At 60.3% G+C, this 23,822-nt stretch carries 22 protein-coding genes; 6 read left to right on the forward strand and 16 right to left on the reverse strand.

The features are described from left to right. Positions 1-450: 450 nt before the first annotated feature. From ACYZUC_RS30175 to ACYZUC_RS30190, 4 genes are read right to left on the reverse strand one after another with little or no spacing between them, the layout of a single operon-like run. The gene (locus ACYZUC_RS30175; protein ID WP_461992333.1) at positions 451-741 is read right to left on the reverse strand and encodes a (2Fe-2S)-binding protein; all 291 of its coding nucleotides are present in this window, start codon (positions 739-741) and stop codon (positions 451-453) included. 7 nt (positions 742-748) lie between these two features. Beyond that, on the reverse strand, positions 749-1,543 hold the full coding sequence (locus ACYZUC_RS30180; RefSeq protein ID WP_192229204.1) for an ABC transporter permease: 795 nt from the start codon (positions 1,541-1,543) through the stop codon (positions 749-751). A 6-nt stretch (positions 1,544-1,549) separates the two neighbouring features. Continuing rightward, positions 1,550-2,419, reverse strand: coding sequence for an ABC transporter permease (locus ACYZUC_RS30185; RefSeq protein ID WP_461992335.1), 870 nt, complete (start codon positions 2,417-2,419; stop codon positions 1,550-1,552). Beyond that, positions 2,416-3,435, reverse strand: coding sequence for an ABC transporter ATP-binding protein (locus ACYZUC_RS30190; RefSeq protein WP_461992337.1), 1,020 nt, complete (start codon positions 3,433-3,435; stop codon positions 2,416-2,418). The genes ACYZUC_RS30185 and ACYZUC_RS30190 overlap by 4 nt, the downstream gene beginning before the upstream one ends. Positions 3,436-3,677: 242 nt before the next feature. On the opposite strand from ACYZUC_RS30190, the gene ACYZUC_RS30195 reads away from it, so the two are divergent. Next, complete coding sequence (locus tag ACYZUC_RS30195) at positions 3,678-4,514, forward strand: IclR family transcriptional regulator (RefSeq protein ID WP_008031920.1); 837 nt, start codon at positions 3,678-3,680, stop codon at positions 4,512-4,514. 113 nt (positions 4,515-4,627) lie between these two features. On the opposite strand, the gene ACYZUC_RS30200 is transcribed toward ACYZUC_RS30195, so the two are convergent. Together ACYZUC_RS30200 and ACYZUC_RS30205 are read right to left on the reverse strand one after the other, a co-directional pair. Next, entirely contained in the window at positions 4,628-5,380 is a 753-nt protein-coding gene (locus ACYZUC_RS30200) for an anti-sigma factor family protein (RefSeq protein ID WP_461992340.1), read from the reverse strand. Then, positions 5,377-5,883 carry an RNA polymerase sigma factor gene (locus tag ACYZUC_RS30205; RefSeq protein WP_223452571.1) on the reverse strand — a complete coding sequence of 169 codons (507 nt, stop codon included), beginning with the start codon at positions 5,881-5,883 and terminating at the stop codon, positions 5,377-5,379. Before ACYZUC_RS30205 ends, ACYZUC_RS30200 begins: the two co-directional genes overlap by 4 nt. Before the next feature lie 157 nt (positions 5,884-6,040). Between ACYZUC_RS30205 and ACYZUC_RS30210 the strand changes: the two genes are divergently transcribed. Both ACYZUC_RS30210 and ACYZUC_RS30215 read left to right on the forward strand, forming a co-directional pair. Beyond that, the gene (locus ACYZUC_RS30210; RefSeq protein ID WP_461992342.1) at positions 6,041-7,126 is read left to right on the forward strand and encodes a catalase family peroxidase; all 1,086 of its coding nucleotides are present in this window, start codon (positions 6,041-6,043) and stop codon (positions 7,124-7,126) included. Beyond that, on the forward strand, positions 7,123-7,668 hold the full coding sequence (locus tag ACYZUC_RS30215; RefSeq protein WP_461992344.1) for a cytochrome b: 546 nt from the start codon (positions 7,123-7,125) through the stop codon (positions 7,666-7,668). The genes ACYZUC_RS30210 and ACYZUC_RS30215 overlap by 4 nt, the downstream gene beginning before the upstream one ends. Positions 7,669-7,785: 117 nt before the next feature. Here the strand turns inward: ACYZUC_RS30215 and ACYZUC_RS30220 are convergent, their stop codons facing one another. Continuing rightward, positions 7,786-8,937 (reverse strand): M14 family metallopeptidase, encoded by a 1,152-nt coding sequence (locus ACYZUC_RS30220; RefSeq protein ID WP_008031906.1) that lies wholly within the window; start codon positions 8,935-8,937, stop codon positions 7,786-7,788. 487 nt (positions 8,938-9,424) lie between these two features. Next, on the reverse strand, positions 9,425-9,766 hold the full coding sequence (locus ACYZUC_RS30225; RefSeq protein WP_461992346.1) for a DUF6124 family protein: 342 nt from the start codon (positions 9,764-9,766) through the stop codon (positions 9,425-9,427). A gap of 130 nt (positions 9,767-9,896) precedes the next feature. Here ACYZUC_RS30225 and ACYZUC_RS30230 point away from each other — a divergent pair, with 130 nt between their 5' ends. Further along, complete coding sequence (locus tag ACYZUC_RS30230) at positions 9,897-10,544, forward strand: LexA family protein (protein WP_461992348.1); 648 nt, start codon at positions 9,897-9,899, stop codon at positions 10,542-10,544. A gap of 39 nt (positions 10,545-10,583) precedes the next feature. Here the strand turns inward: ACYZUC_RS30230 and ACYZUC_RS30235 are convergent, their stop codons facing one another. The 4 genes from ACYZUC_RS30235 to ACYZUC_RS30250 form a co-directional block, all read right to left on the reverse strand. Beyond that, entirely contained in the window at positions 10,584-12,533 is a 1,950-nt protein-coding gene (locus ACYZUC_RS30235) for an acetyl/propionyl/methylcrotonyl-CoA carboxylase subunit alpha (RefSeq protein WP_461992350.1), read from the reverse strand. Beyond that, a complete protein-coding gene (locus ACYZUC_RS30240) occupies positions 12,533-13,348 on the reverse strand; it encodes a gamma-carboxygeranoyl-CoA hydratase (protein ID WP_461992352.1) in 816 nt (271 codons plus the stop codon). Before ACYZUC_RS30240 ends, ACYZUC_RS30235 begins: the two co-directional genes overlap by 1 nt. Positions 13,349-13,472: 124 nt before the next feature. Beyond that, entirely contained in the window at positions 13,473-15,080 is a 1,608-nt protein-coding gene (locus ACYZUC_RS30245) for a carboxyl transferase domain-containing protein (RefSeq protein WP_461992354.1), read from the reverse strand. Between the two features lie 12 nt (positions 15,081-15,092). Next, a complete protein-coding gene (locus tag ACYZUC_RS30250; RefSeq protein WP_017339825.1) occupies positions 15,093-16,256 on the reverse strand; it encodes an isovaleryl-CoA dehydrogenase in 1,164 nt (387 codons plus the stop codon). Between the two features lie 295 nt (positions 16,257-16,551). On the opposite strand from ACYZUC_RS30250, the gene ACYZUC_RS30255 reads away from it, so the two are divergent. After that, positions 16,552-18,249 carry an AMP-binding protein gene (locus ACYZUC_RS30255; RefSeq protein ID WP_461992356.1) on the forward strand — a complete coding sequence of 566 codons (1,698 nt, stop codon included), beginning with the start codon at positions 16,552-16,554 and terminating at the stop codon, positions 18,247-18,249. A gap of 667 nt (positions 18,250-18,916) precedes the next feature. On the opposite strand, the gene ACYZUC_RS30260 is transcribed toward ACYZUC_RS30255, so the two are convergent. The 3 genes from ACYZUC_RS30260 to ACYZUC_RS30270 form a co-directional block, all read right to left on the reverse strand. Further along, the gene (locus tag ACYZUC_RS30260) at positions 18,917-19,816 is read right to left on the reverse strand and encodes a hydroxymethylglutaryl-CoA lyase (RefSeq protein ID WP_192229214.1); all 900 of its coding nucleotides are present in this window, start codon (positions 19,814-19,816) and stop codon (positions 18,917-18,919) included. Positions 19,817-19,943: 127 nt separating this feature from the next. Continuing rightward, positions 19,944-20,342, reverse strand: a complete 399-nt coding sequence (locus ACYZUC_RS30265; RefSeq protein WP_150631041.1) for a MerR family transcriptional regulator — start codon at positions 20,340-20,342, stop codon at positions 19,944-19,946. Positions 20,343-20,563: 221 nt separating this feature from the next. After that, positions 20,564-21,493, reverse strand: a complete 930-nt coding sequence (locus ACYZUC_RS30270; RefSeq protein WP_008031887.1) for a LysR family transcriptional regulator — start codon at positions 21,491-21,493, stop codon at positions 20,564-20,566. A gap of 152 nt (positions 21,494-21,645) precedes the next feature. On the opposite strand from ACYZUC_RS30270, the gene ACYZUC_RS30275 reads away from it, so the two are divergent. Then, the gene (locus tag ACYZUC_RS30275) at positions 21,646-22,875 is read left to right on the forward strand and encodes an acyl-CoA dehydrogenase (RefSeq protein ID WP_008031886.1); all 1,230 of its coding nucleotides are present in this window, start codon (positions 21,646-21,648) and stop codon (positions 22,873-22,875) included. Positions 22,876-22,999: 124 nt separating this feature from the next. Here ACYZUC_RS30275 and ACYZUC_RS30280 read toward each other — a convergent pair whose 3' ends face one another. Then, positions 23,000-23,806, reverse strand: a complete 807-nt coding sequence (locus ACYZUC_RS30280; RefSeq protein ID WP_253404270.1) for a TatD family hydrolase — start codon at positions 23,804-23,806, stop codon at positions 23,000-23,002. Positions 23,807-23,822 lie beyond the last annotated feature (16 nt).

Here is a 23,822-nt window from a genome sequence, read left to right on the forward strand (position 1 = left end):
GCTGGCTCCTACAGTTGATTGGGGTTGGTCGCGAATTTTGTGGCCGACGCCGTTCCCCTGTAGGAGCTGGCTTGCCGGCGATGAGGCCCTCACATCCAACATCGATGTCGGCTGACCCACCGCCATCGCCAGCAAGCTGGCTCCTACAGTTGATTGGGGTTGCCCACCAGTTTTGTGCTCGACACAGATCCCCTGTAGGAGCTGGCTTGCTAGCGATCGCGGCCTCACATGCAACATCGATATCGACTGACACACCGCGATCGCCAGCAAGCCGGCTCCTACAGTTGATTGGGGTTGGTCGCGAATTTTGTGCTCGACACAGATCCCCTGTAGGAGCTGGCTTGCTAGCGATGGCGGCCTCACATCCAACATCTATGGCGGCTGATACACCGCCATCGCGAGCAGGCTCGCTCCTACAGGGGATCCGGTTTGGGGAGATGTAATGTGTGTTCATAGCGATCGCCCCGGTTCGCGGCTGATGTTTTCGCCGGCTTCTAGCAGCGTCGAACAGGCGCGCACTCGCCGGCCATCGCCCAGGCGGACCCAGCAGTCCTGACACGCGCCCATCAAGCAAAACCCGGCGCGGGGCTGTGCGCTGAAATCGCTGCCGCGCAAGTGTTCGCTGCAGGTCAGCACGGCAGTCAGCACGGTGTCGCCGAGTAGCCCGCTGGCCGGTGCGCCGTCGAGGGTAAAGTTCACGGCCGGGCGGTCGCCTTCGGCCAGTCGTTTCAGCAGAGCCATGGCGCCCTCATTGTTTACCCACCAGAACCCGATCCAGGCCGTAGACCCGATCAAGCAGAATCATCGTCAGCGCGGTCAGCGCGATCACCAGGGCCGACACCGCCGCCATCATCGGATCGATAGACTCAGTGGCGTACACGTACATACGCACCGGCAAGGTTTGCGTGGCCGGCGAGGTGACGAAGATCGACAGGGTCACCTCGTCAAAACTGTTGATGAACGCCAGCAGCCAGCCCCCGGCGACCCCCGGCAGAATCATCGGCAAGGTGATTTGGCGGAACAGCGTGAAGCGCCCGGCACCCAGCGATTGCGCCGCGTGTTCGGCGCTGCGATCCAGGCCAATGGCTGAGGCCAGCACCAGTCGCAGCACATACGGCGTGATCACCAGCACGTGAGCAAAGATCAGCCAGGCGAAGCTGCCGTTGACGCCCATCAGCGCAAACAAACGCAGGAGTGCCACGCCCAACACCAGATGCGGAATGATGATCGGCGACAGAAACAGGCCATTGAAAAAGTCCCGTCCGGGAAACTCGAAACGGGTGATTGCCAACGCCGCCGGCACCGCAATCAGCGTCGCCAGGCTGGCCGCGCTAAACGCCAGGATCAGGCTGTTGTAAAACGCATCGACAAAGTCGGCGCGCTCGAACACCGCGCGGAACCAGCGCAGGGAAAACTCCGTGGTCGGCAGGCTCAGGGTGTTTTCCGGGGTGAACGCCACGAGGCAGACCACCACCAGCGGCGCCAGCATGAACACCACCACCAGGGTATGGAACAGCAGGGCGAAAGGACCGTTCTTGGACATGACGAGTTATCCCAATGACTTCTTGTAGCGGCCTTCGATCATCCGGTTCCACGACAGCATGATCAGCAGGTTGAGCAACAGCAGCGCGACGGCGATGGCGGCGCCCATCGGCCAGTTGAGCTCCGACAGGTATTGGTCGTAGATCAGCGTGGCGACCATCTTTATCCGCCGCCCGCCCAGCAGGCCGGGAATGGCAAAGGAGCTGGCCGCGAGGCCGAACACGATCAACGTGCCGGACAGCACGCCGGGCATGATTTGCGGCAACACCACCTGGCGCATCACCGTGAAGTGACTCGCACCCAGCGACATCGCTGCTTGTTCGGCGGCCGGGTCGAGTTTTTGCAGCGAGGTCCAGACCGGAATGATCATGAAAGGCAACATCACGTGAACCAGTGCAATCACCACCGCGAACGGCGTGTACAACAGCTTCATCGGTGAGCCGCCGAAGGCTTGCAGGGTCTGGTTGACCAAGCCGTCTGCGCCGAGCAACAGGCTCCAGCCGAAGGCGCGCACCACCACCGAAATCAGTAACGGCGTGAGGATCAGAATCAAGAAAATCGAACGCCATGGCGCGCCCATGCGGCTGAGGATGTAAGCCTCGGGCACGCCGATCACCACGCAAAGCAGGGTGGTCAGGGCGCTGATCCAGAACGTGCGCAAAAAGATTTCGTAGAAGTACGGATCACCCAGCAGGCTGCTGTAATGGTCGACGGTGTAGGCGTCGCCGTTGATGCCCGAGCTGTAGTCGAAGACGTTGAACGACAACACCAGCGTCAGCAGCAGCGGGACCACCAGCAGGCAGACGTACAACGCCAGCGCCGGTGCCGACAACAGATAACCCTGACGTCCCTGGCGAACGGCCACGAGCGTACTCATGCCGACACCTCGTCGACACTCAGCACCCGCAGCAGCGCCGCGTCCCAGTCGAGGCCGACCGGTGTGCCTTCGTTCATCGGTGCCGAGCCGTCGTTGCGGCGCACCACGCTGAGTTCACCAAGGCTGGTCGAAACGCCGTACAACCATTGGCTGCCGAGAAAGAAGCGGCTGACGATCCTGCCTTGCAGGCGGCCGTGATCTTTGTCCCGCAGATCGATTTTTTCCGGACGCAGGCTCAGGGTCAGTTCACCGCCGCTGCGCACCTGAACCACACCCGCACTGTCACGCTCGCCGGGCAGCAGATTGGCCTTGCCGACGAAGCCGGAAATGAACTCGGTACGCGGGTGTTCGTAAAGGGTGTAGGGCGCGTCGATCTGGGTGATGCGCCCGGCCTGCATCACCACCACGCGGTCGCTGATGGACAGCGCTTCGGACTGGTCGTGGGTGACCATCAACGTGGTGATCCCGACTTCGCGCTGGATGCGGCGGATCTCGAACTGCATCTCTTCGCGCAGGTTGGCGTCGAGGTTGGACAGCGGCTCGTCGAGCAACAGCACCGGCGGCTCGATCACCAGGGCACGTGCCAGCGCTACACGCTGGCGCTGACCGCCGGACAGTTCGCGTGGGTAACGTTCTGCGTGCTGGTCCAGACGCACCAGTTTCAACACCCGATCCACGCGTTGCTGCAACTCGCCGTTGGGCACTTTGCGCATGCGCAGGCCGAAGGCGACGTTGTCTTTGACGGTCATGTGCGGAAACAACGCGTAACTCTGGAACACCACGCCCAAGCCACGGCTGGCGGGTTTGGCGTGGGTGATGTCGCGACCGTCCAGCAGAATGCGCCCGCTGGTGACTTCGACGAAGCCGGCGATCATTTGCAGGGTGGTGGTTTTGCCACAGCCGGAAGGGCCGAGCAGGGACACGAACTCGCCTTTCTCGACCGAGAGGTTAGTGGCGACGACGGCGTCGATCTCGCCGTAACGTTTGCCGAGTCCTTCAAGTTGCACAAAAGCCATAACTGCGCTCCACCTGAGATTGTTATGCGCGGCCTGAGGTCGCGCTTTTTTGTATGGGCAGATACGAAAGGGTGTTGCGGGGTGCGTTGGCGCTCGACTTGAGTCGGCTGCCGCTGTTGTTCGAATCGCCCCTGTGGACGCAGATTAGGACGAAGACTAGGATGGGCTCAATGGCCTATTTCACTGAAGCGATGACTATTTTCAGTTTCATTCAGTGAGTAAATTAATTGTCGAGAAATGGCATGACTGATTCCATTGAGCGGAATGAAAACAAAAATGAAGTCGGCGTCGGTGCGGTCTCCCGGCTGTTTGCGGTGCTGCGCAGTCTGGGTGACACCGTCGAGGGCGGGGAGCGCGTGACGCAACTGGCCCAGCGCATTGGTTTGTCGCAACCGACCACGCATCGTTTGCTGCGCAGCCTGATGGACGAGGGCATGGTCGAGCAGGACGTGCGCAGCAAACGCTATCGCCTGAGTCTGGATTTTTTTGCGCTGGCGGCGCGTGCCGGTAATACCGGAAACCTGCGCGAACTGGTGCGGCCGTCGTTGCTGCGGTTGTCGGCTTCGCTGGGGGATTCTTTGTTTCTGCTGGCGCGCAGCGGGTTTGATGCGATCTGCCTGGACCGCAGTGAAGGGCCGTTTCCGATTCGCACCTTTACCGGCGACATCGGCGGGCGGGTGGCGCTGGGCGTGGGGCAGGGCAGTCTGGCGATTCTGGCGTTCCTGCCGGAAGAGGAGCGCGACACGGTGATCCATTACAACCTCCCGCGGCTGAAGGATTTTCACCTGTACGACGAGGTGTTCCTGCGTTCGGAAGTCGAGAACGTGCGCGCTCTCGGTTATGCCGGGCGCAACACCGGCGTGCTGCAAGGCATGGCCGGCGTGGCGGTGCCGATTCTGGATCGCGAGGGGCGAGCGGTGGCGGCGTTGAGTGTGGCTACCGTGAGTGACCGATTGGGCCCGGATCGCTTGCCGACAGTGGTGGAGATGCTCAAGCGCGAAGCGGCGCTGATCGGGCCGCGGATCAATCCGTTTGATCCGTTGCTGCGCAGGCCGTCCCAAGTCTTCGGCCAAAGCTGAACACACCGCAAATCCCTGTAGGAGCCGGCTTGCTGGCGATGGCGGTTTATCTGTCACATCAATATCGACTGATACACCGCTATCGCCGGCAAGCCGGCTCCTACAAGGGGTGATCAGAATTGCACGGTTTGCTTGAGCATCTGCGCCGTCGGCGTATCGCTCGGGCTGACCATCGCGTAGTTGTAACCACTCCCCGACCAGTACTCAGCCTGCAACCCGCCGTCACTGCGACTGCCCCTCGGCAGCATGAAGTTTTTCGGTCCTGGCGGGCGCACGTAGAAGCTGACTTTGTGCCCGCTACGGTCTTCATAAACCACCATCGCCGCCGGTCCTTGCTCGGTACTGAGCAAGCGCCCGCTGACCGGTTTGAACCCCGCGCCGGAAAGGTCCGGCAAGCGATGGGCCTGCGTGAAATAGCGGTCGAGCCAGCCCTGCATATCGCCGTCATCGCTGACCTTGTAATCGGCCGGCAGCATGCCTTGCTGGGCAAACAGCCGATAAGCCTGCATCGCATCGGCCATCGGCGACGCCGCGCTGAGGAGGGTCATCTCCCGCGCCTTCCAACCGCTGAAGCCGCCGATGCTCACGGCAATCAGCAACACCGCGGCGCTGGCCAGATGGCGGCGAGATTGGCGTTTGAGGCGTTGGCGAATCAGTGCCGGGTCGAGGGCCGGGTTGGCGGGTTGCTGCAACGCACCGCTCAGGGCCGCGCGCAATTGTTGGGCGTCCTGCTGCCAGGCGCGGACCTGTGCGGATATTTCCACGTTGCCGGCCAGAAAAGTCTCTACCAGACGTCGGTCGTCATCATTGAGCTGGTGGTCCACATACGCGTGCAGGTCACGCTCGCTCGGGGGCATGCTGATCATTTGAGTCTCCGCAGGGAAGGGCGGGTGATTTCGCCGTCGCTGAGTTGGCGCAAGGCCTGGCGGGCGCGGGACAGGCGCGACATGACGGTGCCGACGGGGACGTCGAGAATCTCGGCGACTTCCTTGTAACTCAGGCCTTCGACCGACACCCAGAGCAGCAGCGCACGCTGTTCGGTGCCGAGCTGATCGAAGGCTTGCAGGGTCGATTGGGCGATCACGGTGCGTTCTACCGACGGCTGGGTATCGTCCCGTCCGGTAAAGAATTCGAGCATCCGCGCATAACGCCGGGAGCGCCGGTGAGCGTCGAGAAATTGCCGATACAGAATCGAAAACAGCCAGGCGCGCAAGTCGCCTTCGGGGCGTTTGTCGCCCCAGCTCGACAGCGCCCGCTCCAGACACGACTGCACCAGGTCGTCGGCGCTGCTGGGGTTGCGCGTCAACGACACGGCAAACCGGCGCAATCTGGGAATGATTTCACTCAGTTGTTCGTCGATATCGTTCATCACATTCTGACTAGTCACTACGCTGGGACTAGGAAGACGCCCGGCACACGAGGTTATTCCACGCCCAAAAAAATAAATACCGCGCGATGGAATAAACCCTCGCGGGGTTCGTCTGCTTGATCCTTCTCACTTGTGGCCGATGGCCCTGGAGTCTTTCATGGTAGATCGCTCATCACCGCCCAACCGGCCCCCCTTGAGTGCCGCGAGCCTGACGTTGCGTCTGGCCGGTATTGCCGTGGTGGTCGCTGCAGTGGCCGGGGCATTTGCCTACGTCAACGGCACCTTTGACCCACAGCGACTGACCCCGAAAAAGCTGATCAACGTGCTGGAAACCAACAACGGCGTGCACCCGGGCTTCCGGCGCAATCACTCCAAAGGCGTGTGTGTGATCGGGCATTTCGAGAGCAGTGGCGAGGCGCGCAGCTATTCCAGCGCTCAGGTGTTCAATGAGGCGCGGACCCCGGTGGTCGGGCGTTTTGCCTTGCCGGCCGGCAACCCTTACGCGCCGGACAGCGCCGTGCCGATCCGCAGCCTGGCGCTGCGCTTCACCCAGGCCAACGGCCAACAGTGGCGCACCGGGATGAACAGCATGCCAGTGTTCCCGGTGGGCACGCCGGAAGCGTTCTATCAATTGCAGCAAGCCCAGTCGCCGGACCCGGCCACCGGCAAACCGAACCCGGCAGCGGTGCCGGCGTTCTTTGGTGCGCACCCGGAAGCCGGACCGTTCCTGGCCTGGATCAAAACCGCCAAGCCGTCCGCCAGTTACGTGACGGAAACCTACAACAGCGTCAATGCGTTTTACCTGGTCAACGCCGCCGGGCAAAAGCAAGCGGTGCGCTGGAGCATGGTGCCGTTGGTGCAGGACGCGGCAGGTGCCACGGCGCCGGAGGGTGGCGATTTCCTCGAGAAAGACCTGCTTCAACGGATTGCCTTGGGGCCGCTGCGTTGGCAGTTGAACATTACGCTGGCCAACCCCGGTGATCCGGTCAACGACGCCAGCAAGGCCTGGCCCGACGGTCGCAAAGTGGTGAACGCCGGCACGCTGGTGCTCGAAAGCACCCAGCCACAACTCAATGGCGAATGCCGGGACATCAACTACGACCCGCTGGTATTGCCCGCCGGTATCGAAGGTTCCGACGACCCGTTGCTCGCCGCTCGCTCCGCCGGTTACGCCAGTTCCTACTTGCGCCGCACCAGTGAAGTCAGCCAGTTGCCCGCCGCCAAACAGGAGGCTCAACAATGAGCAACCAACCGAACCACTTCGCGCCGCTGGCGCGACTGCTGCACTGGCTGATGGCGCTGATGATCATTGCCATGCTGTTCATCGGCGCGGGCATGGTCGCTTCCGTCTCTGAGCGGCACGAGTGGCTGATCCATCTGCACAAACCGTTGGGTATCGCCATTCTGCTGCTGGTGATCGTGCGCCTCGCCGTGCGCTTTTCCACCCGGCAACCTCCTTTGCCGGCAGACTTGCCGGGCTGGCAAGCGCTGGCGGCCAAGGCTTCGCATGTCTTGTTGTATGCCTTGATGTTTATCCTGCCGCTGCTCGGCTGGGCGATGATTTCGGCGGCGGGCGACCCGGTGATGCTCAGCAGTTCGTTGCAGTTGCCGTCGATTGTGCCGGCGAATGCGCAGGTGTTTGCGTTCTTGCGCAAGGCGCACGGGTATCTGGCGTACCTGCTGTTTCTGACCGTGCTGCTGCATCTGGCGGCGGCGTTGTTTCACGGTTGGGTGCGGCGTGATGAGGTGCTAGACAGCATGCTGCGGGGCAAGGATCGCGGTTAACCGGCTTTGCGCTTTGGGGCGCACGCTGTAGATCAAGCTTTGGGGCCGGAGGATTGTGTGCGAGTGGCGGCCGAATGAGGCGTGGCTGCATGCCTGGCATGCAGCCATTGCGGAGGATCAGCGCAAGGTATCGACCATGTCCGCCACGGTCGTCAGCACATCCTTGCCCAGCTGCTTCGAACGCTTGCCGGACCAGCCAGTCAACGGATCCGGCTTGTCGTTGTTGTCCTTGAACGGCATCTCCAGGGTCAACGACAGGCAGTCGAATTTCTGACCGACGCTGTTGCACGCCAGGGTCATGTTGGCTTTGCCCGGCTCGTCGCGGGTGTAGCCGTGCTTGGTCTGGAAGTCCTTGGTCAGGTGTTTCAGATGACTGCGGAAATGCTCTTCGAGTTTTTCGATCCGCGGCGTGTAGCCTGGGTTGCCTTCGCAACCGGCAGTGAACACGTAGGGGATTTCTTCATCGCCATGGATGTCGAGGAACAGGTCGACGCCGTACTTTTCCATCTGTTGCTGAGCGAACAGCACTTCCGGACTGATCTCCTGACTGGCGCTCTGCCAGGCGCGGTTGAGGTCCTGGCCCATGGCGTTGGTGCGCAGGTGACCGTGAAAGGCACCGTCCGGGTTCATGTTCGGCACCAGGTACAGGTCGGCGCTGGCCAACAGTTTGTTCAACACTGGATCGTCGTGCCTTTCCAGGCGTTCGATCACACCTTCCATGAACCACTCGGCCATGTGTTCCCCGGGGTGTTGCTGGGCAATCATCCAGACCTTGCGCCGGCCTTCGGCGCCGGTGCCTTTGCGCAGCAACTGAATGTCACGACCTTCGACACTCTTGCCGGTGGCCAGCAGTTCAGTGCCGGCCTTGGTCAGCGCCTGTTCGATCAACCAGTCATGGCGGCCACGGCTGTAGGGTTCGAAGTAGGCAAACCAGGCGTGGGTGGCCGTGGCTTCGAGGCTGAAACGCAGGCAGTCGCCTTCGAAGATGGTCGGCACCCGGAACCAGTTGACGTGGTCGTAGGACGCCACTGCCTGATAGCCGTCCCAGGCTTTGTTGTAAGAGGATTTGCTGGCATTGTTCAGACGAAACCAGTGTTCCTGTCCGACGTGCAAACCGCTGGCCTTGAAGTGAAACCACTGAAAATGCTGGCTGCGGGTGTCTGGCTTGATGGCCAGCAGGGCTTGCAACGGATTGCTGATGTCCAGCACTTCAATGTTGCCGCTGTCAAAGTTGGCGCTGATGTCGAAAGAAGATCTAGCCACGGTCATAATCGATTCCTGAATATGATTTTTTATGGCTGATACTTTACACGCTGGGAAGGGAAAAACCGGGGGAAATTGCGGGGGTAAAAGGGGGGCGTCCTCCTTGACGCCGTCGCAGCTTAGAGACTGTGCGATTGATTCTCAAGTGCTATTTTTCGTTAGTTTGAGCCAATGTTGTCGGGCTTCTCTTGCCAACAGATATTCTTTTGATATTATCCGCGCCATCGAATTTGCAGCACCCAAAGACTTCATTAGCCTGAAGGTAAAGCCAGAATAACTGGCAAAAAAAAGACCCGGCAAAAAGCCGGGTCAAAAACCGTGATTAGCCTGATGAGGAGATAGTCCAGGAGACCGACCTAAGGTCACTTGGACAATCGACTGATCTCGCGACCAGCTGCATGCAATAATAATCATTCTCGTTTGCAAGTCAAACGATTTTATCTGCGCGATTGGAAAATTCTTTCCCGCGCCCCGCGAAATATCCCTGCCTGCCTTATGCGTGATGATCCCCGTCGAGGGATCGGTCCAGCAACGCCTTGGCCATATCGATCATATGCACCGTCGAAAACGCCAGATCCCGGTGCACGCCTTGCAGATTGTTCGCCGACTCGTACGCCGTGGCGGCGGCGCAGCGCAACAGGTCTGAAGCTCGCACCAGTGCTTCCTCGCTACTGACATTGCGGTTCACATCAAAAAAACGCTCCTCTTCCACCGCTTCGGACACAGCTGGTTTCAAGTAATAGTCCAGGGCGCGCTGCGCGGCGGCCGAGCCTTTTGGCGAGGTGAGGGAGGTGTCGATCTGTATGTCTGGCAAGTCATTGCTGGGGATGGTCATGGCGATGGCAAAGCTCCGTGTTAGATTCAAATCCGTGATCCAATCGTAGTACGAACTGTATTTGTGACGAGAATTTAAATACTACAAGTTGTGTTTTGCTGGCCGGAGGCGCCCACGTATCGTGCCGCACATGGATAAATGGATTGAATTGGTCAAGGCCAAGATGAGTGAACTCAAAGTCACTCAGGAAATACTCGCCGACCGCCTGGGGATGTCCCAGGGCGGCGTCGGCCATTGGCTGAACAAACGTCGCCAGCCGGGCATCGATGACATGAACCGTGTGCTGCATGCACTGGGCATGGAGTTTCTCGAGGTGGCGCTGGTGATCCGCGAGCCGGACATTGCGAAGGAGGAAAGCCAGGATCTGGTGCGCAAGTACAACCCGTACTTCCGTTACCCGGTCAGCGACTGGCGCGAATCCTGCGAGGTGCGTGACGGTGAGCCGACGGTCTATGACACGGCGCGTTTCGAACTGACCGACTACCACGCTCAGGGCGCGGCGTTCTGGTTGACCGTGGTGGGCGATGCGATGACTGCACCGAGCGGCGTCAGTATCGCCGAGGGCATGATGATCCTGGTGGACCCGGCCATTGTGCCGGAGCCCGGAAAACTGGTGATCGCCCAATGGCCGGACAGCACTGAAGCGACGTTCCGCAAACTGATCGAAGAGAGCGGGCAGCGTTATCTGGTCCCGCTCAATCCGACATATCCGAAAGCCCTTTACACCGAAGCCTGCCGAATCATCGGCGTAGTGGTTCAGGCAACGGCCAGGTTCTGATCAGATCGGTCCTCGCAAGGCGTAGGACCGATCCGCATTTCAGGCTTCTTCCAGCTCGACCAACGCACTGCCTTCGCTGACCATCTCGCCTTCCTGGCAATACAGCGCTTTGATCACCCCGGCGTGTGGTGCACGAATGCTGTGCTCCATCTTCATCGCCTCCAGCACCACCAATTGCGCCCCGGCTTCGACCGTTTGCCCGGCCTCCACCAGCACCCGCACGATGCTGCCGTTCATGGGCGCAGTCAGTCCGCCGTGATGGCTGTGACTGGCTTCGACGGCGCTGATCGGGTCGTAGGACTCGATGCGGCGCAATTCACCATCCCATTGCAGATACACAACGCCGTCGCGACGGATTGCCCGATGTTGGCGGCGCACGCCATTGTGTTCGGTCAGCAGTTGCTCGCCCGCGAGTTGCGCCGATCGGGTAGCGCCCAGCGTCAGCACACGGTCCTGACCTTCGCAGCTCAAATGCAGGGTGATTTCTGTCGGCAATCCGGCACGGAACCCAGTGCCGATACCCCAAGGCGAACTCAGGTCATCAGCGCGGGTCGTGTCCGGTTGGCTTTGGGAAAACGCCTGCGCTGCGGCTTGCCAGAACTCATCACTGAGCGGCGAGGGCGCTGGCAGCAGCTGCTCCTGGTAACGTGGAATGAACCCGGTATCCAGTTCGGCCGCCGCAAACGCCGGATGACCAACGATTCGACGCAAGAAGTTGATGTTGGTCTTGAGCCCGCCAATCGCGAACTCATCGAGCATGCTCAGCAAGCGCAGGCGCGCCTGTTCGCGATCCTCGCCCCAGGCAATCAACTTGCCGAGCATCGGGTCGTAGAACGGCGAAATCTCGTCACCTTCTTCAACGCCGCTGTCGACCCGACGTCCCGGACCTTGAGCCGATTCACGGTACAACTCCAGGCGCCCGGTAGCCGGCAGGAAATCATTGCCCGGGTCTTCGGCGTACAGCCGCACTTCGATCGCATGGCCGATCAGGGGCACTTGATCTTGAGTCATCGGCAGCGCTTCACCGCGTGCCACGCGAATCTGCCAGGCCACCAGATCGAGGCCGGTGATGGCTTCGGTGACCGGGTGTTCGACTTGCAGGCGTGTGTTCATCTCCATGAAGAAGAACTCGCCGCGCGCATCCAGCAAGAACTCCACGGTGCCGGCGCCGACATAACCGATGGCCTGCGCCGAACGCACCGCGGCTTCGCCCATGGCGCGACGCAGTTCCGGGCTCAAGCCCGGTGCGGGCGCTTCTTCGACGACTTTCTGATGCCGACGCTGAATCGAGCAGTCACGTTCGTTGAGGTACAGGCAATTGCCGTGCTGGTCGGCGAAAACCTGGATTTCCACGTGGCGCGGCTTCAGCAGGTATTTCTCGACCAGCATCCGCGAATCGCCGAACGAGGATTGCGCTTCACGCTGGGCCGAGGCGAGGGCTTCGGCCAGTTGGCTGACGTCCTCGACCACTTTCATGCCTTTGCCGCCACCGCCCGCCGTTGCCTTGAGCAGCACCGGATAACCGATGCGTTCGCAGGCGTCGCGGAAGGTGTCGAGGTCTTGAGCTTCGCCGTGATAACCGGGCACCAGTGGCACGCCAGCGGTTTCCATCAAGGCTTTGGCGGCGGATTTGCTGCCCATGGCATCGATGGCCGAGGCGGGCGGACCGAGGAAGATCAACCCCGCCGCTTCGATCGCACGGGCGAACCCGGCATTCTCGGACAGAAAACCGTAACCCGGATGAATCGCCTGCGCGCCGCTGGCCTTGGCGGCGGCGATCAATTTGTCGATTTGCAGGTAGCTGTCGGCGGCTTTGCTGCCACCGAGGTCAACGCGAATGTCCGCTTCGCGGCTGTGCCGTGCTTCGCGGTCGGTGGCGCTGTGTACGGCGACGGTGGTCAGGCCCAGGGCCTTGGCGGTGCGCATGACCCGGCAAGCGATTTCGCCACGGTTGGCCACCAGCAGAGAGGTAATGACAGGTGCGCTCATCAACGCGGCTCCTTGGGGGTGGTTTCGGCCTGCCAGCTCGGCGGACGTTTTTGCAGAAAGGCGCGCAGGCCTTCCTGGCCTTCGGGGCTGACGCGGATGCGCGCGATGGCATTTTCGGTGTAGCGACGCAGCGCCGGGGTCAGCGCGCCGTTGCCGACTTCACGCAGCAAATCCTTGCTGACGCGCATGGCTGCGGGGCTGTTGAGCAGCAGGTTGTCGATCCATTGCTCGACTTTCTGCTCCAGCTCATTGCCCGGATAACTCTCCGACAACAAACCGATTTCCCGAGCGCGTTGCCCACCGAAGCGCTCGGCGGTCAGGGCATAACGGCGTGCCGCGCGTTCGCCGATGGCTTGCACCACGAACGGGCTGATCACCGCCGGTGCCAGGCCGATGCGTACTTCCGACAGGCAGAACTGCGCGTCGTCGGCGCCAATGGCCATGTCGCAGCAACTGATCAGGCCCAGCGCGCCGCCGAAAGCCGCGCCTTGTACCACGGCCAGCGTCGGGAGTTTCAACTTGGCCAGGTTGTACATCAACTCCGCCAGTTCCCGGGCGTCGTCCAGATTGGTGTGGTAATCGAGCTCGGCCGATTGCTGCATCCACGCCAGGTCGGCGCCGGCGCTGAAATGCTTGCCACGTCCGCGCACCAGCAAAAAGCGCAGGCTGGCGTCGGTCGAGACCTTGTCCAGCGCGAGGATCAGTTCACGGATCATCTCGGCGTTGAACGCGTTGTTCTTTTCTTCCCGGCTGAGCCACAGGGTCGCGAAACCACGCGGGTCGGTCTGCAGCTCGAGGGTGTTGAAGTCGCTCATATTGTCCGTCTCCACAACTCTATTCTGTAGGAGCGAGGCTTGCCCGCGAAGGCGTCGGTACATCCAGCATCGATGTGACTGACAAACCGCTTTCGCGGGCAAGCCTCGCTCCTACAAAGTCAAATCACATCCGGAACACGCCGAAGCGGCTCGGTTCGATTGGCGCGTTCAGCGACGCGGACAAGGCCAGGGCCAACACATCGCGGGTCTGCGCCGGGTCAATGACGCCGTCGTCCCACAGCCGTGCGCTGGAGTAGTAAGGGTGGCCCTGTTCTTCGTATTGATCGAGGATCGGTTGCTTGATTTCGGCTTCCTGCTCGGCGCTGAAACCCTGGCCACCGCGCTCGGCCTGCTCGCGCTTGACCTGTACCAATACGCCTGCCGCTTGCTCGGCGCCCATCACGCCGATGCGTGCATTCGGCCACATCCACAGGAAACGTGGATCGTAGGCCCGTCCGCACATGCCATAGTTACCGGCGCCGAAGCTGCCACCGATGATCACGGTGAATTTCGGCACCTTGGCGCATGCCACGGCGGTCACCAGTTTTGCGCCGTGCTTGGCGATGCCGCCGGCCTCGTACTTCTGGCCGACCATGAAGCCGGTGATGTTTTGCAGGAACAGCAACGGAATGCCGCGCTGGCAGGCCAGTTCGATGAAGTGCGCGCCTTTCTGCGCGGCCTCGGCGAAGAGGATGCCGTTGTTGGCGAGGATCGCGATCGGGTAACCGTGCAAGTGAGCAAAACCGCACACCAGCGTGGTCCCGAACAGTGCCTTGAATTCGTCGAACACCGAACCGTCCACCAGCCGCGCGATTACTTCGCGCACATCGAACGGTTGCTTGGCATCCGCCGACACCACGCCATACAACTCGTCGCTGCTGTAGAGCGGGGCGATGGGCGTGCGTTGTTGCAGTTCGCCGAGCTTGCGCCAGTTGAGGTTGGCGATGCTGCGTCGGGCAATGGCCAAGGCGTGTTCATCGCTCTCGGCATAATGGTCGGCGACCCCGGAAATCTTGCAGTGCACATCGGCGCCGCCCAGATCTTCGGCGCTGACCACTTCACCGGTCGCGGCTTTCACCAGCGGTGGGCCAGCGAGGAAGATAGTCGCCTGCTCGCGAACCATGATCGCTTCGTCGGCCATCGCCGGCACGTAAGCGCCACCGGCAGTGCACGAGCCCATGACCACCGCGATTTGCGGAATGCCCATGGCGCTCATGTTGGCCTGGTTGAAGAAGATCCGCCCGAAGTGCTCGCGGTCCGGGAACACTTCATCTTGACGCGGCAGGTTGGCGCCGCCGGAATCCACCAGATAAATGCACGGCAAGCGGTTCTGCTGAGCGATGGTCTGGGCGCGCAGGTGTTTTTTCACGGTCAGCGGGTAATACGAGCCACCTTTCACGGTGGCATCGTTGGCCACGATCATGCACTCGACACCTTCCACTCGACCGATCCCGGCAATCACGCCCGCGGCCGGCACGTCTTCGCCATACACCTCGTAGGCCGCCAATTGGCTGATTTCGAGAAACGGCGAGCCCGGATCGAGCAGGCGATTGATCCGCTCGCGTGGCAGCAATTTGCCCCGCGAAGTGTGGCGTTCTTGCGCCTTCGGACCGCCACCTTGCTGCACTTGCGCGAGCAGGGTGTGCAAGGCGTCGACCTGGGTGAGCATCGCCGCGCTGTTCGCGGCAAACTCCGCCGAACGGGGGTTGAGCTGGGTATGCAGGATAGCCATGGACAGCTCCGTTTAGCGGGTTTCGTTGAACAGTTCGCGACCGATCAGCATGCGACGGATCTCACTGGTGCCGGCGCCGATTTCGTACAGCTTGGCGTCACGCAGCAGACGACCGGCCGGGAATTCATTGATGTAACCGTTGCCGCCGAGAATCTGGATCGCGTCGAGGGCCATTTGCGTGGCGCGTTCGGCGCTGTAGAGGATCACGCCGGCAGCGTCCTTGCGCGTGGTTTCGCCACGCTCGCAGGCCTGGGCCACCGCATAAAGGTAGGCGCGGCTGGCGTTGAGTTGGGTGTACATGTCGGCGACTTTGCCCTGGATCAGCTGGAATTCGCCGATGCTTTGCCCGAACTGCTTGCGGTCGTGGATGTACGGCACGATCAGGTCCATGCACGCCTGCATGATCCCGGTCGGGCCGCCGGACAGAACGACACGTTCGTAGTCGAGGCCGCTCATCAGCACTTTCACGCCGCCGTTGAGCACGCCGAGGATGTTTTCTTCCGGCACTTCGACGTCATCGAAGAACAGCTCGCAGGTGTTGGAGCCGCGCATGCCGAGCTTGTCGAACTTGTTGCTGCGGCTGAAGCCTTTCCAGTCGCGCTCGACGATGAAAGCGGTGATGCCGTGCGGGCCTTTTTCCAGGTCGGTCTTGGCGTAGATCACATAGGTGTTGGCGTCGGGACCGTTGGTGATCCAGGTTTTGCTGCCGTTGAGCACGTAGTGATCACCACGTTTGTCGGCGCGCAATTTCATCGAGACCACGTCGGAACCGGCATTCGGTTCACTCATGGCCAGGGCGCCGATGTGCTCGCCGCTGATCAGCTTCGGCAGGTATTTGCTTTTCTGTTCGTGATTGCCGTTGCGGTTGATCTGGTTCACGCAAAGGTTGGAGTGCGCGCCGTAGGAGAGGGCGACCGACGCCGAACCGCGGCTGATTTCTTCCATGATGACCACGTGGGCCAGGTAACCCAGGCCAGCACCGCCGTACTCTTCCGGAACGGTCACGCCGAGCAGGCCCATGTCGCCGAATTTACGCCACAGGTCGGCGGGGAACAGGTTGTCGATGTCGATCTGAGCGGCGCGCGGGGCGATCTCTTTGGCGACGAAGGACTGAACCTGATCGCGCAGCATGTCGATGGTTTCACCGAGGGCAAAGTTCAGGGATGGGTAGCTCATGGGTCACCTTTTGGCTTTTTTGTAGGGCGGGGAGGGTCGTGATTTGGCTCTCACCTTTACGTTAACGTAAGCCTGTGACGAATGGCTGTCAATCACCCTTTACGTTAACGTCAACTTGAGCGAGAGTAGAGCCAGTTCAAGATAGAAAGCGGACCAAACTTGTAGGAGCGATGCTTGCTCGCGAAAGCGCCGGATCAGTCGACATTTATGTTGAATGACAAACCGCTTTCGCGAGCAAGCCCGCTCCCACAGGGGGCCGCCGTAACACCCACTAATAAAGACAATAGGGGTCGTCATGGATCAACCCAGTGTAAGCCCGCAGCGCAGCTATACCCGTGGTTCTCAGGACAAAGCCTTGCTGGCGATGACCATCGGTCAGGCATTTGATAACACCGTCGCGCAGTATCCGACGGGCGAGGCGCTGGTCGTGCGCCATCAACAGTTGCGCTACACCTGGCAGCAACTGTCCGACGCCGTGGACCTTCATGCCCGGGCACTGCTCGCGCTGGGGTTGCAGACCGGTGATCGCCTCGGCATCTGGGCGCCGAATTGTGCGCAGTGGTGCATCAGCCAGTTCGCCAGCGCGAAGATCGGCGTGATCCTGGTCAACATCAACCCGGCGTATCGCAGCTCGGAACTCGAATACGTGTTGAAGCAGTCAGGCTGCAAATGGCTGGTCTGCGCGGGCGCGTTCAAGACCTCTAATTACCACGGCATGCTGCAAGGCCTGGTGCCCGAGCTGGCGGAGCAATCCATCGGCCAGTTGCAGAGCGAACGTCTGCCGGACTTGCGCGGCGTGATCAGCCTGGATGCGCAGCCGCCATCAGGTTTTCTGCCGTGGTCGCAACTGAGCGATCTCGCAGCGGGTGTATCCAGCGAGCAGTTACGCGAGCGGGGCGACAGCCTGCATTTCGACCAGGCCGTGAACATCCAGTACACCTCAGGCACCACCGGTTTTCCGAAGGGCGCGACTCTCAGCCACTACAACATTCTCAACAACGGTTACATGGTGGGCGAAAGCCTCGGCCTGACCGCCAATGATCGGCTGGTGATCCCGGTGCCGCTGTATCACTGCTTCGGCATGGTCATGGGCAACCTCGGCTGCATCACCCACGGCAGCACCATGATTTACCCCAACGATGCCTTCGATCCGCTGCTGACCCTGACCACCGTCGCCGAAGAAAAGGCCACCGCACTGTATGGCGTGCCGACCATGTTCATCGCCATGCTCGATCAGCCGCAACGTGCGCAATTTGATCTGTCGAGCCTGCGTACCGGGATCATGGCCGGCGCGACCTGTCCGATCGAAGTGATGCGTCGGGTGATCAGCGAAATGCACATGAACGAAGTGCAGATTGCCTACGGCATGACGGAAACAAGTCCGGTGTCGTTGCAGACCGGTCCTTCAGACGAACTGGAATTGCGCGTCACCACGGTCGGTCGCACCCAGCCGCAGCTTGAAAGCAAAATCATCGACGAGGCGGGCAACCTGGTACCGCGCGGCACCATCGGCGAACTCTGCACCCGTGGCTACAGCGTGATGCTCGGCTACTGGAACAACCCGCAAGGCACTTCAGAAGCCATCGATCAGGCGGGCTGGATGCACACCGGTGATCTGGCGAGCATGAATGACGAGGGTTACGTGTGCATTGCCGGACGCAACAAGGACATGATCATCCGTGGCGGTGAGAATATTTACCCGCGGGAGCTGGAAGAATTCTTCTTCACTCACCCGGCCGTGGCGGACGTGCAAGTGATCGGCATCCCGTGTTCGCGTTATGGCGAAGAGATCGTCGCCTGGATCAAATTCCACCCCGGACACAGTGCCACCGAACAAGAGCTGCAAACCTGGTGCAAGGAGCGCATCGCGCACTTCAAGACACCGCGCTACTTCAAGTTTGTGGAAGAGTTTCCGATGACCGTGACCGGCAAGATCCAGAAATTCCGGATGCGCGAGATCAGCATCGCGGAGTTGCGCATCGGTAAAGATTAATCGTAGGAGCGAGGCTTGCCCGCGAAGAACGATGACGCGGTGTCCCTGTGAGGCCGCGGCGTTCCCTTCGCGGGCAAGCCTCGCTCCTACAGATACCGTTTTTGCTGAATCACAGAAAGCACAAAGGGGAGCCGAGGCTCCCCTTTAATTTTTCGTTGCGCATGCTCTTTTTTTATTATTGAGGGGCGGTCTGTTTTTGTTTTTGGCAACCGTGACCCTTTACCGCTGTTTTTGTCGATCCCCATCCGGGATCAAGAGCAAACGTATTTTTTTGAGCGCTGATCTACTTTTTCGCTAAGCGATCCAACCAGTTCGGGAGCTACCTGAGGGTAGTTTTATTGTTCTCTGCCCGGTTGCGGGTTACTCCGAAAAGCACCCTGAAAAGCACACCTTCTCCAAAAAAATCTGTTAGCTGCGTCTCTGCCGTGTTGTTTTTGTTATGTCAGAGTCGTTACGTCTTATTTTTATTAGGTTTGCCGCTTTTTTTGTTCTTGTTATGCAGTAGAGATAGCAGAAGCCGTGCCAACTTTTAAAAACCCTTTAAAATCAATGGCTTGTGTTTTTGTAAGATTTTTCGCTCAGGTAAACCCCTACAATTTGTTTCCGTGTTACTCGCTTATCCCCCACGTTCCAGACGCAGCGGTAACACCTGGACACATCAGCGCACTCACTGCGCGCTGCGAGCCTTGGCCACGCGCGAACCGGTTGGGCGCCCCAGTACCGTGCAAATCTGCTGACCGGCCAGAATCAAGGCGTCCAGGTCGATACCTGTTTCGATGCCGAGGCCATTGAGCAGGTAAACCACGTCTTCGGTGGCGACGTTACCGCTGGCGCCTTTGGCGTAGGGGCAGCCGCCGAGGCCGGCGATGGAGCTGTCAAACACCGAGATCCCTTCGAGCAGGCTGGCGTAGATATTGGCCATGGCCTGGCCGTAGGTGTCGTGGAAGTGCCCGGCCAGTTTCTCCCGTGGCACGTCGGCCGAAACCACTTCGAACATCTTGCGCGTCGCGCCCGCCGTGCCGGTGCCGATGGTGTCCCCCAGCGAGACTTCGTAGCAGCCCATGGCATAGAGCTCGCGGGCGACCAGGGCAACTTGTTCGGGTTTGACGTGACCTTCATAAGGACAGCCCAGCACACAGGACACGTAACCGCGCACGGTGACGCCGTGCTGTCTGGCGGCTTCCATGATCGGTGCAAAACGCTCCAGGCTTTCGCTGATCGAGCAATTGATGTTGCGCTGGGAAAACGCTTCGGACGCCGCCGCGAACACTGCGACTTCCTTGACCCCGGCGGCGATCGCATCTTCGAAGCCGCGCAGGTTGGGGGCGAGGGCGCCATAGGTCACGCCCGGTTTGCGCTGGATTTGCGCGAAGACTTCGGCGGATCCGGCCATCTGCGGCACCCATTTGGGCGAAACGAAACTGCCGACTTCTATATAGCCGAGGCCCGCGGCCGTGAGTGCATCGACCAGTTGCACCTTATCGGCAACGCTGATCGGTTGAGCTTCGTTTTGCAGACCGTCGCGAGGGCCGACTTCGACCAGGCGTACGTGGGAGGGAAGGGACATGGGAATCGACCTTTGTTGATTATCTGAATGCCGAATGAACCCTGTAGGAGCAAGCTTGCTCGCGATCGCGGTAGCACCTTCAACATAGATGTCGACTGACGCGACGCCATCGCTGGCAAGCCAGCTCCTACAGGACCGGCTGGCTTTTCATCGTCTGTTCCAGCGCCTGGGTGCAGCGCTCCTGTGCGGTGTCCAGTTCCAGCTTCATCTGCTCGATATCAAGCATCTGCTGCTCCAACTGTTCGCGACGCTCGGCGATTTTGTTCAGCATGGTTTGCAGCTGTTTCTGATTGCCGCCGGTGGGGTCGTAGAGTTCGATCAGCTCGCGGCATTCGGCGAGTGAGAAGCCAATGCGCTTGCCCCGCAGGATCAGTTTCAGGCTGACCTTGTCACGGGGCGAATAGATGCGTTCCTGGCCGCGTCGCTCGGGGCTGAGCAAACCTTGCTCTTCATAGAAGCGAATGGCCCGCGTGGTGATGTCGAGCTCGCGGGCGAGGTCGGAAATGCTATAGGTCTGGCTGCTCATGGAAGCGCTCAAAAAAAGGTCATGGCGCTAAGCTAATGGCAGGTTGACGTTTACGTCAAGGGGCGTGAGATTTCAGTGTTCTTGCGGGCCTCTTCGCGGGCAAGCCTCGCTCCTACAGATTAAATGTCGTGCCCAATAATTGCGGCAAACATAAATCCTGTAGGAGCGAGCGGTGCGGCGATCCGACTTGCCCGCGAAGAACGATCACTCGGTGAAATGCCCTACACCTTATCGAGCTTCTTCTCATGCGCCGTCACCTGTTGGCACAACTCGATCATCTGCTCGCGCATCCAGCGGTTGGCCGGGTCCTGGTCGGTGCTTTCGTGCCAGTAAAGGTGAGTTTCCACCGGCGGCACATCGTTGACCGGCAGGTTCACCGAGTACAAATCATGGCGGCGGGCGAAGCGCTCCGGCACGGTCATGACCATGTCGGTCTGCTGCAATACCTGCGACGCCATCAAGTAATGCTGGGAGCGCAGGGCAATCTTGCGCTGGATGCCCATCTTTCCCAGCGCCAGGTCGACATGGCCCAGACCGCTGCGGCGGCTGGAAATATGGATGTGCGTCAGTGACAGATAGTCATCGAGGGTGAATTTCTCTTTGGTTGCCAGCGGATGGCCCTTGCGCATGGCGCACACGTAACGGTCTTCCATCAACTTGACGTGACGCACTTGCGGGTCGGTGTTGAGCGGCGCGTCCACCGCAAAGTCGAGTCGCCCGGCCGCCAGTTCCTTGGTGGTCTCGCGGCGCTTGGACAGAAAGCTTTCGATGATCACCGTCGGCGCCAGGCGGCGCAGGCGCTGGAACAAGGGCGGCAGGATCACCGCTTCGGTGAGGTCGGTCATGCTGATGCGGTACGTCTTGACCGCCTGCAACGGGTTGAAGATGCGGCTTTCCTGCACCGACACCCGCAGCAGTGAGAGGGCGTTGCGCACCGGGCCGATGATGTTTTGCGCCATCGGCGTTGGCACCATGCCTTGGGCCGTACGCACGAACAACGGATCGTTGAACGTCTCGCGCAGGCGGGCCAGAGCGTTCGAAACAGCCGGTTGAGTAATGCCGACAATCTGTCCGGCGCGGGTCAGGTTGGCTTCGGTGTAGATCGCGTCGAAGACGATGAAAAGGTTGAGGTCGACCTTGCTCAGATTCATTGCGCTGCACTCTTATTGTTGGTTCTCAATCAGCCGATCATATATCGGTGATGAATGTTAATACACGCCGAGAATAGGCTAGGTAAATTTTCGTAGCTGTTCTAGCATCGATTGCATGACCTAAACAACCTCCCCCCAGAAGGTAGCTGCTCATGGATTTCGCTTATTCGCCCAAGGTGCAAGAACTGCGTGAGCGCGTGACCGCGTTCATGGACACCTACGTTTATCCCGCCGAAGCCGTGTTCGAGCGCCAGGTTGCCGAGGGCGACCGCTGGCAGCCGACTGCGATCATGGAAGAACTGAAACTCAAGGCCAAGGCTGAAGGCCTGTGGAATTTGTTTCTGCCTGAGTCCGAACTCGGCGCCGGCCTGACCAACCTCGAATACGCGCCATTGGCAGAGATCATGGGCCGCTCGCTGCTGGGGCCTGAGCCATTCAACTGCTCGGCGCCCGACACCGGCAACATGGAAGTGCTGGTGCGCTACGCCAACGAAGAACAGAAGCAACGCTGGCTCGAACCGCTGCTACGCGGCGAGATCCGCTCGGCGTTCGCCATGACCGAACCGGACGTGGCTTCGTCCGATGCCACCAACATGGCCGCCCGCGCCGTGCGTGACGGTGATGAGTGGGTGATCAACGGCAAAAAGTGGTGGACCTCGGGTGCCTGCGATCCGCGCTGCAAGATTCTGATCTTCATGGGCCTGAGCAATCCTGATGCGCCGCGCCACGCCCAGCACTCGATGATTCTGGTGCCGGTGGATGCACCGGGCGTGAAGATCGTTCGTCCGCTGCCGGTGTTCGGTTACGACGATGCGCCTCACGGTCACGCCGAAGTGCTGTTCGAAAACGTCCGTGTGCCGTACGAAAACGTCCTGTTGGGCGAAGGGCGCGGCTTCGAAATCGCTCAGGGTCGCCTTGGCCCGGGCCGGATTCACCACTGCATGCGTTCGATCGGCATGGCTGAGCGTGCGCTGGAACTGATGTGCAAGCGCTCGGTGAATCGCACCGCGTTCGGCAAACCTCTGGCGCGTCTGGGTGGCAACATCGACAAGATTGCCGACTCGCGGATGGAGATCGACATGGCGCGCCTGCTGACTTTGAAAGCGGCGTACATGATGGACACCGTCGGCAACAAAGTGGCGAAAAGCGAAATCGCGCAGATCAAGGTGGTGGCACCGAACGTGGCGTTGCGCGTCATCGACCGGGCGATCCAGATCCATGGCGGGGCAGGGGTTTCCAACGATTTTCCGCTGGCTTACATGTATGCGATGCAGCGCACGCTGCGCCTGGCCGACGGCCCGGATGAAGTGCACCGTGCGGCGATCGGCAAGTTCGAGATCGGCAAGTATGTGCCAAAGGAAATGATGCGCAGCAGTCACTAAAACGAACGAGGCTTATTGTAGGAGTGAGCCTGCTCGCGATTGCGGTTGAACAGTCAAAATTGATTTTGAATGTCCGTCCGCCATCGCGAGCAGGCTCGCTCCTACAGTTAAAAGCTATAGGATCTCAGTCGACTATTGGCAGCCCAAAAAAAGCCCGCGCGCAGGCGGTGCTATGGGCGGCCAGCTCTTCCTCGCTTTCCCCGCGATGCAACGCCACTTCCCGCAGCACTTCAGTCAGATATGCTGGTTCGTTGCGACCATTTTTCGGCTTGGGCCGCAAGCTGCGCGGCAGCAGATACGGCGCATCGCTCTCCAGCATCAACCGCCCGCGTTTGATTTCTTTCACCAGCGGATGCAAATGCGTGCCCCGACGCTCGTCGCAGATCCAGCCGGTGATGCCGATGTGCAAGTCCAGGTCGAGGTAGCTGAACAGCGCCTTCTTTTCGCCGGTGAAGCAATGCACCACGGCGGCCGGCAATTGGTCGCGGTAATCGCGCAGGATTTCCAGCAAGCGCTGACTGGCATCACGTTCGTGGAGAAACACCGGCAGTTGCAGATCGACCGCCATCGCCAAGTGTTCTTCGAGGACTTTTTCCTGTTGCGGGCGCGGCGAGAAATCGCGATTGAAATCCAGCCCGCATTCACCCACCGCTACTACGTTCGGCTCTTTGAGCAAACTGCGCAGACGCTGGGCGCTGTCGGCGTTCCAGTCGCTGGCTGCGTGAGGGTGAATGCCGGCAGTGGCGAACAACCGTTGCGCCGTTTCATCCAATTGCCGGCACAGCTCCAGCGCCTGTTCGCTGCCTTCGACATTGGTGCCGGTGAGCACCAATTGGCAGACTCCGGCGGCATAGGCGCGGTCGAGTACAGCCTGGTGTTTGTCGGCAAAACTGGGGTTGGTCAGGTTGACGCCGATATCGATGAGTTGCATGGTGCTACCTCGGACC

The sequence above is a fragment of the Pseudomonas sp. GT1P32 genome (genome assembly GCF_054897805.1).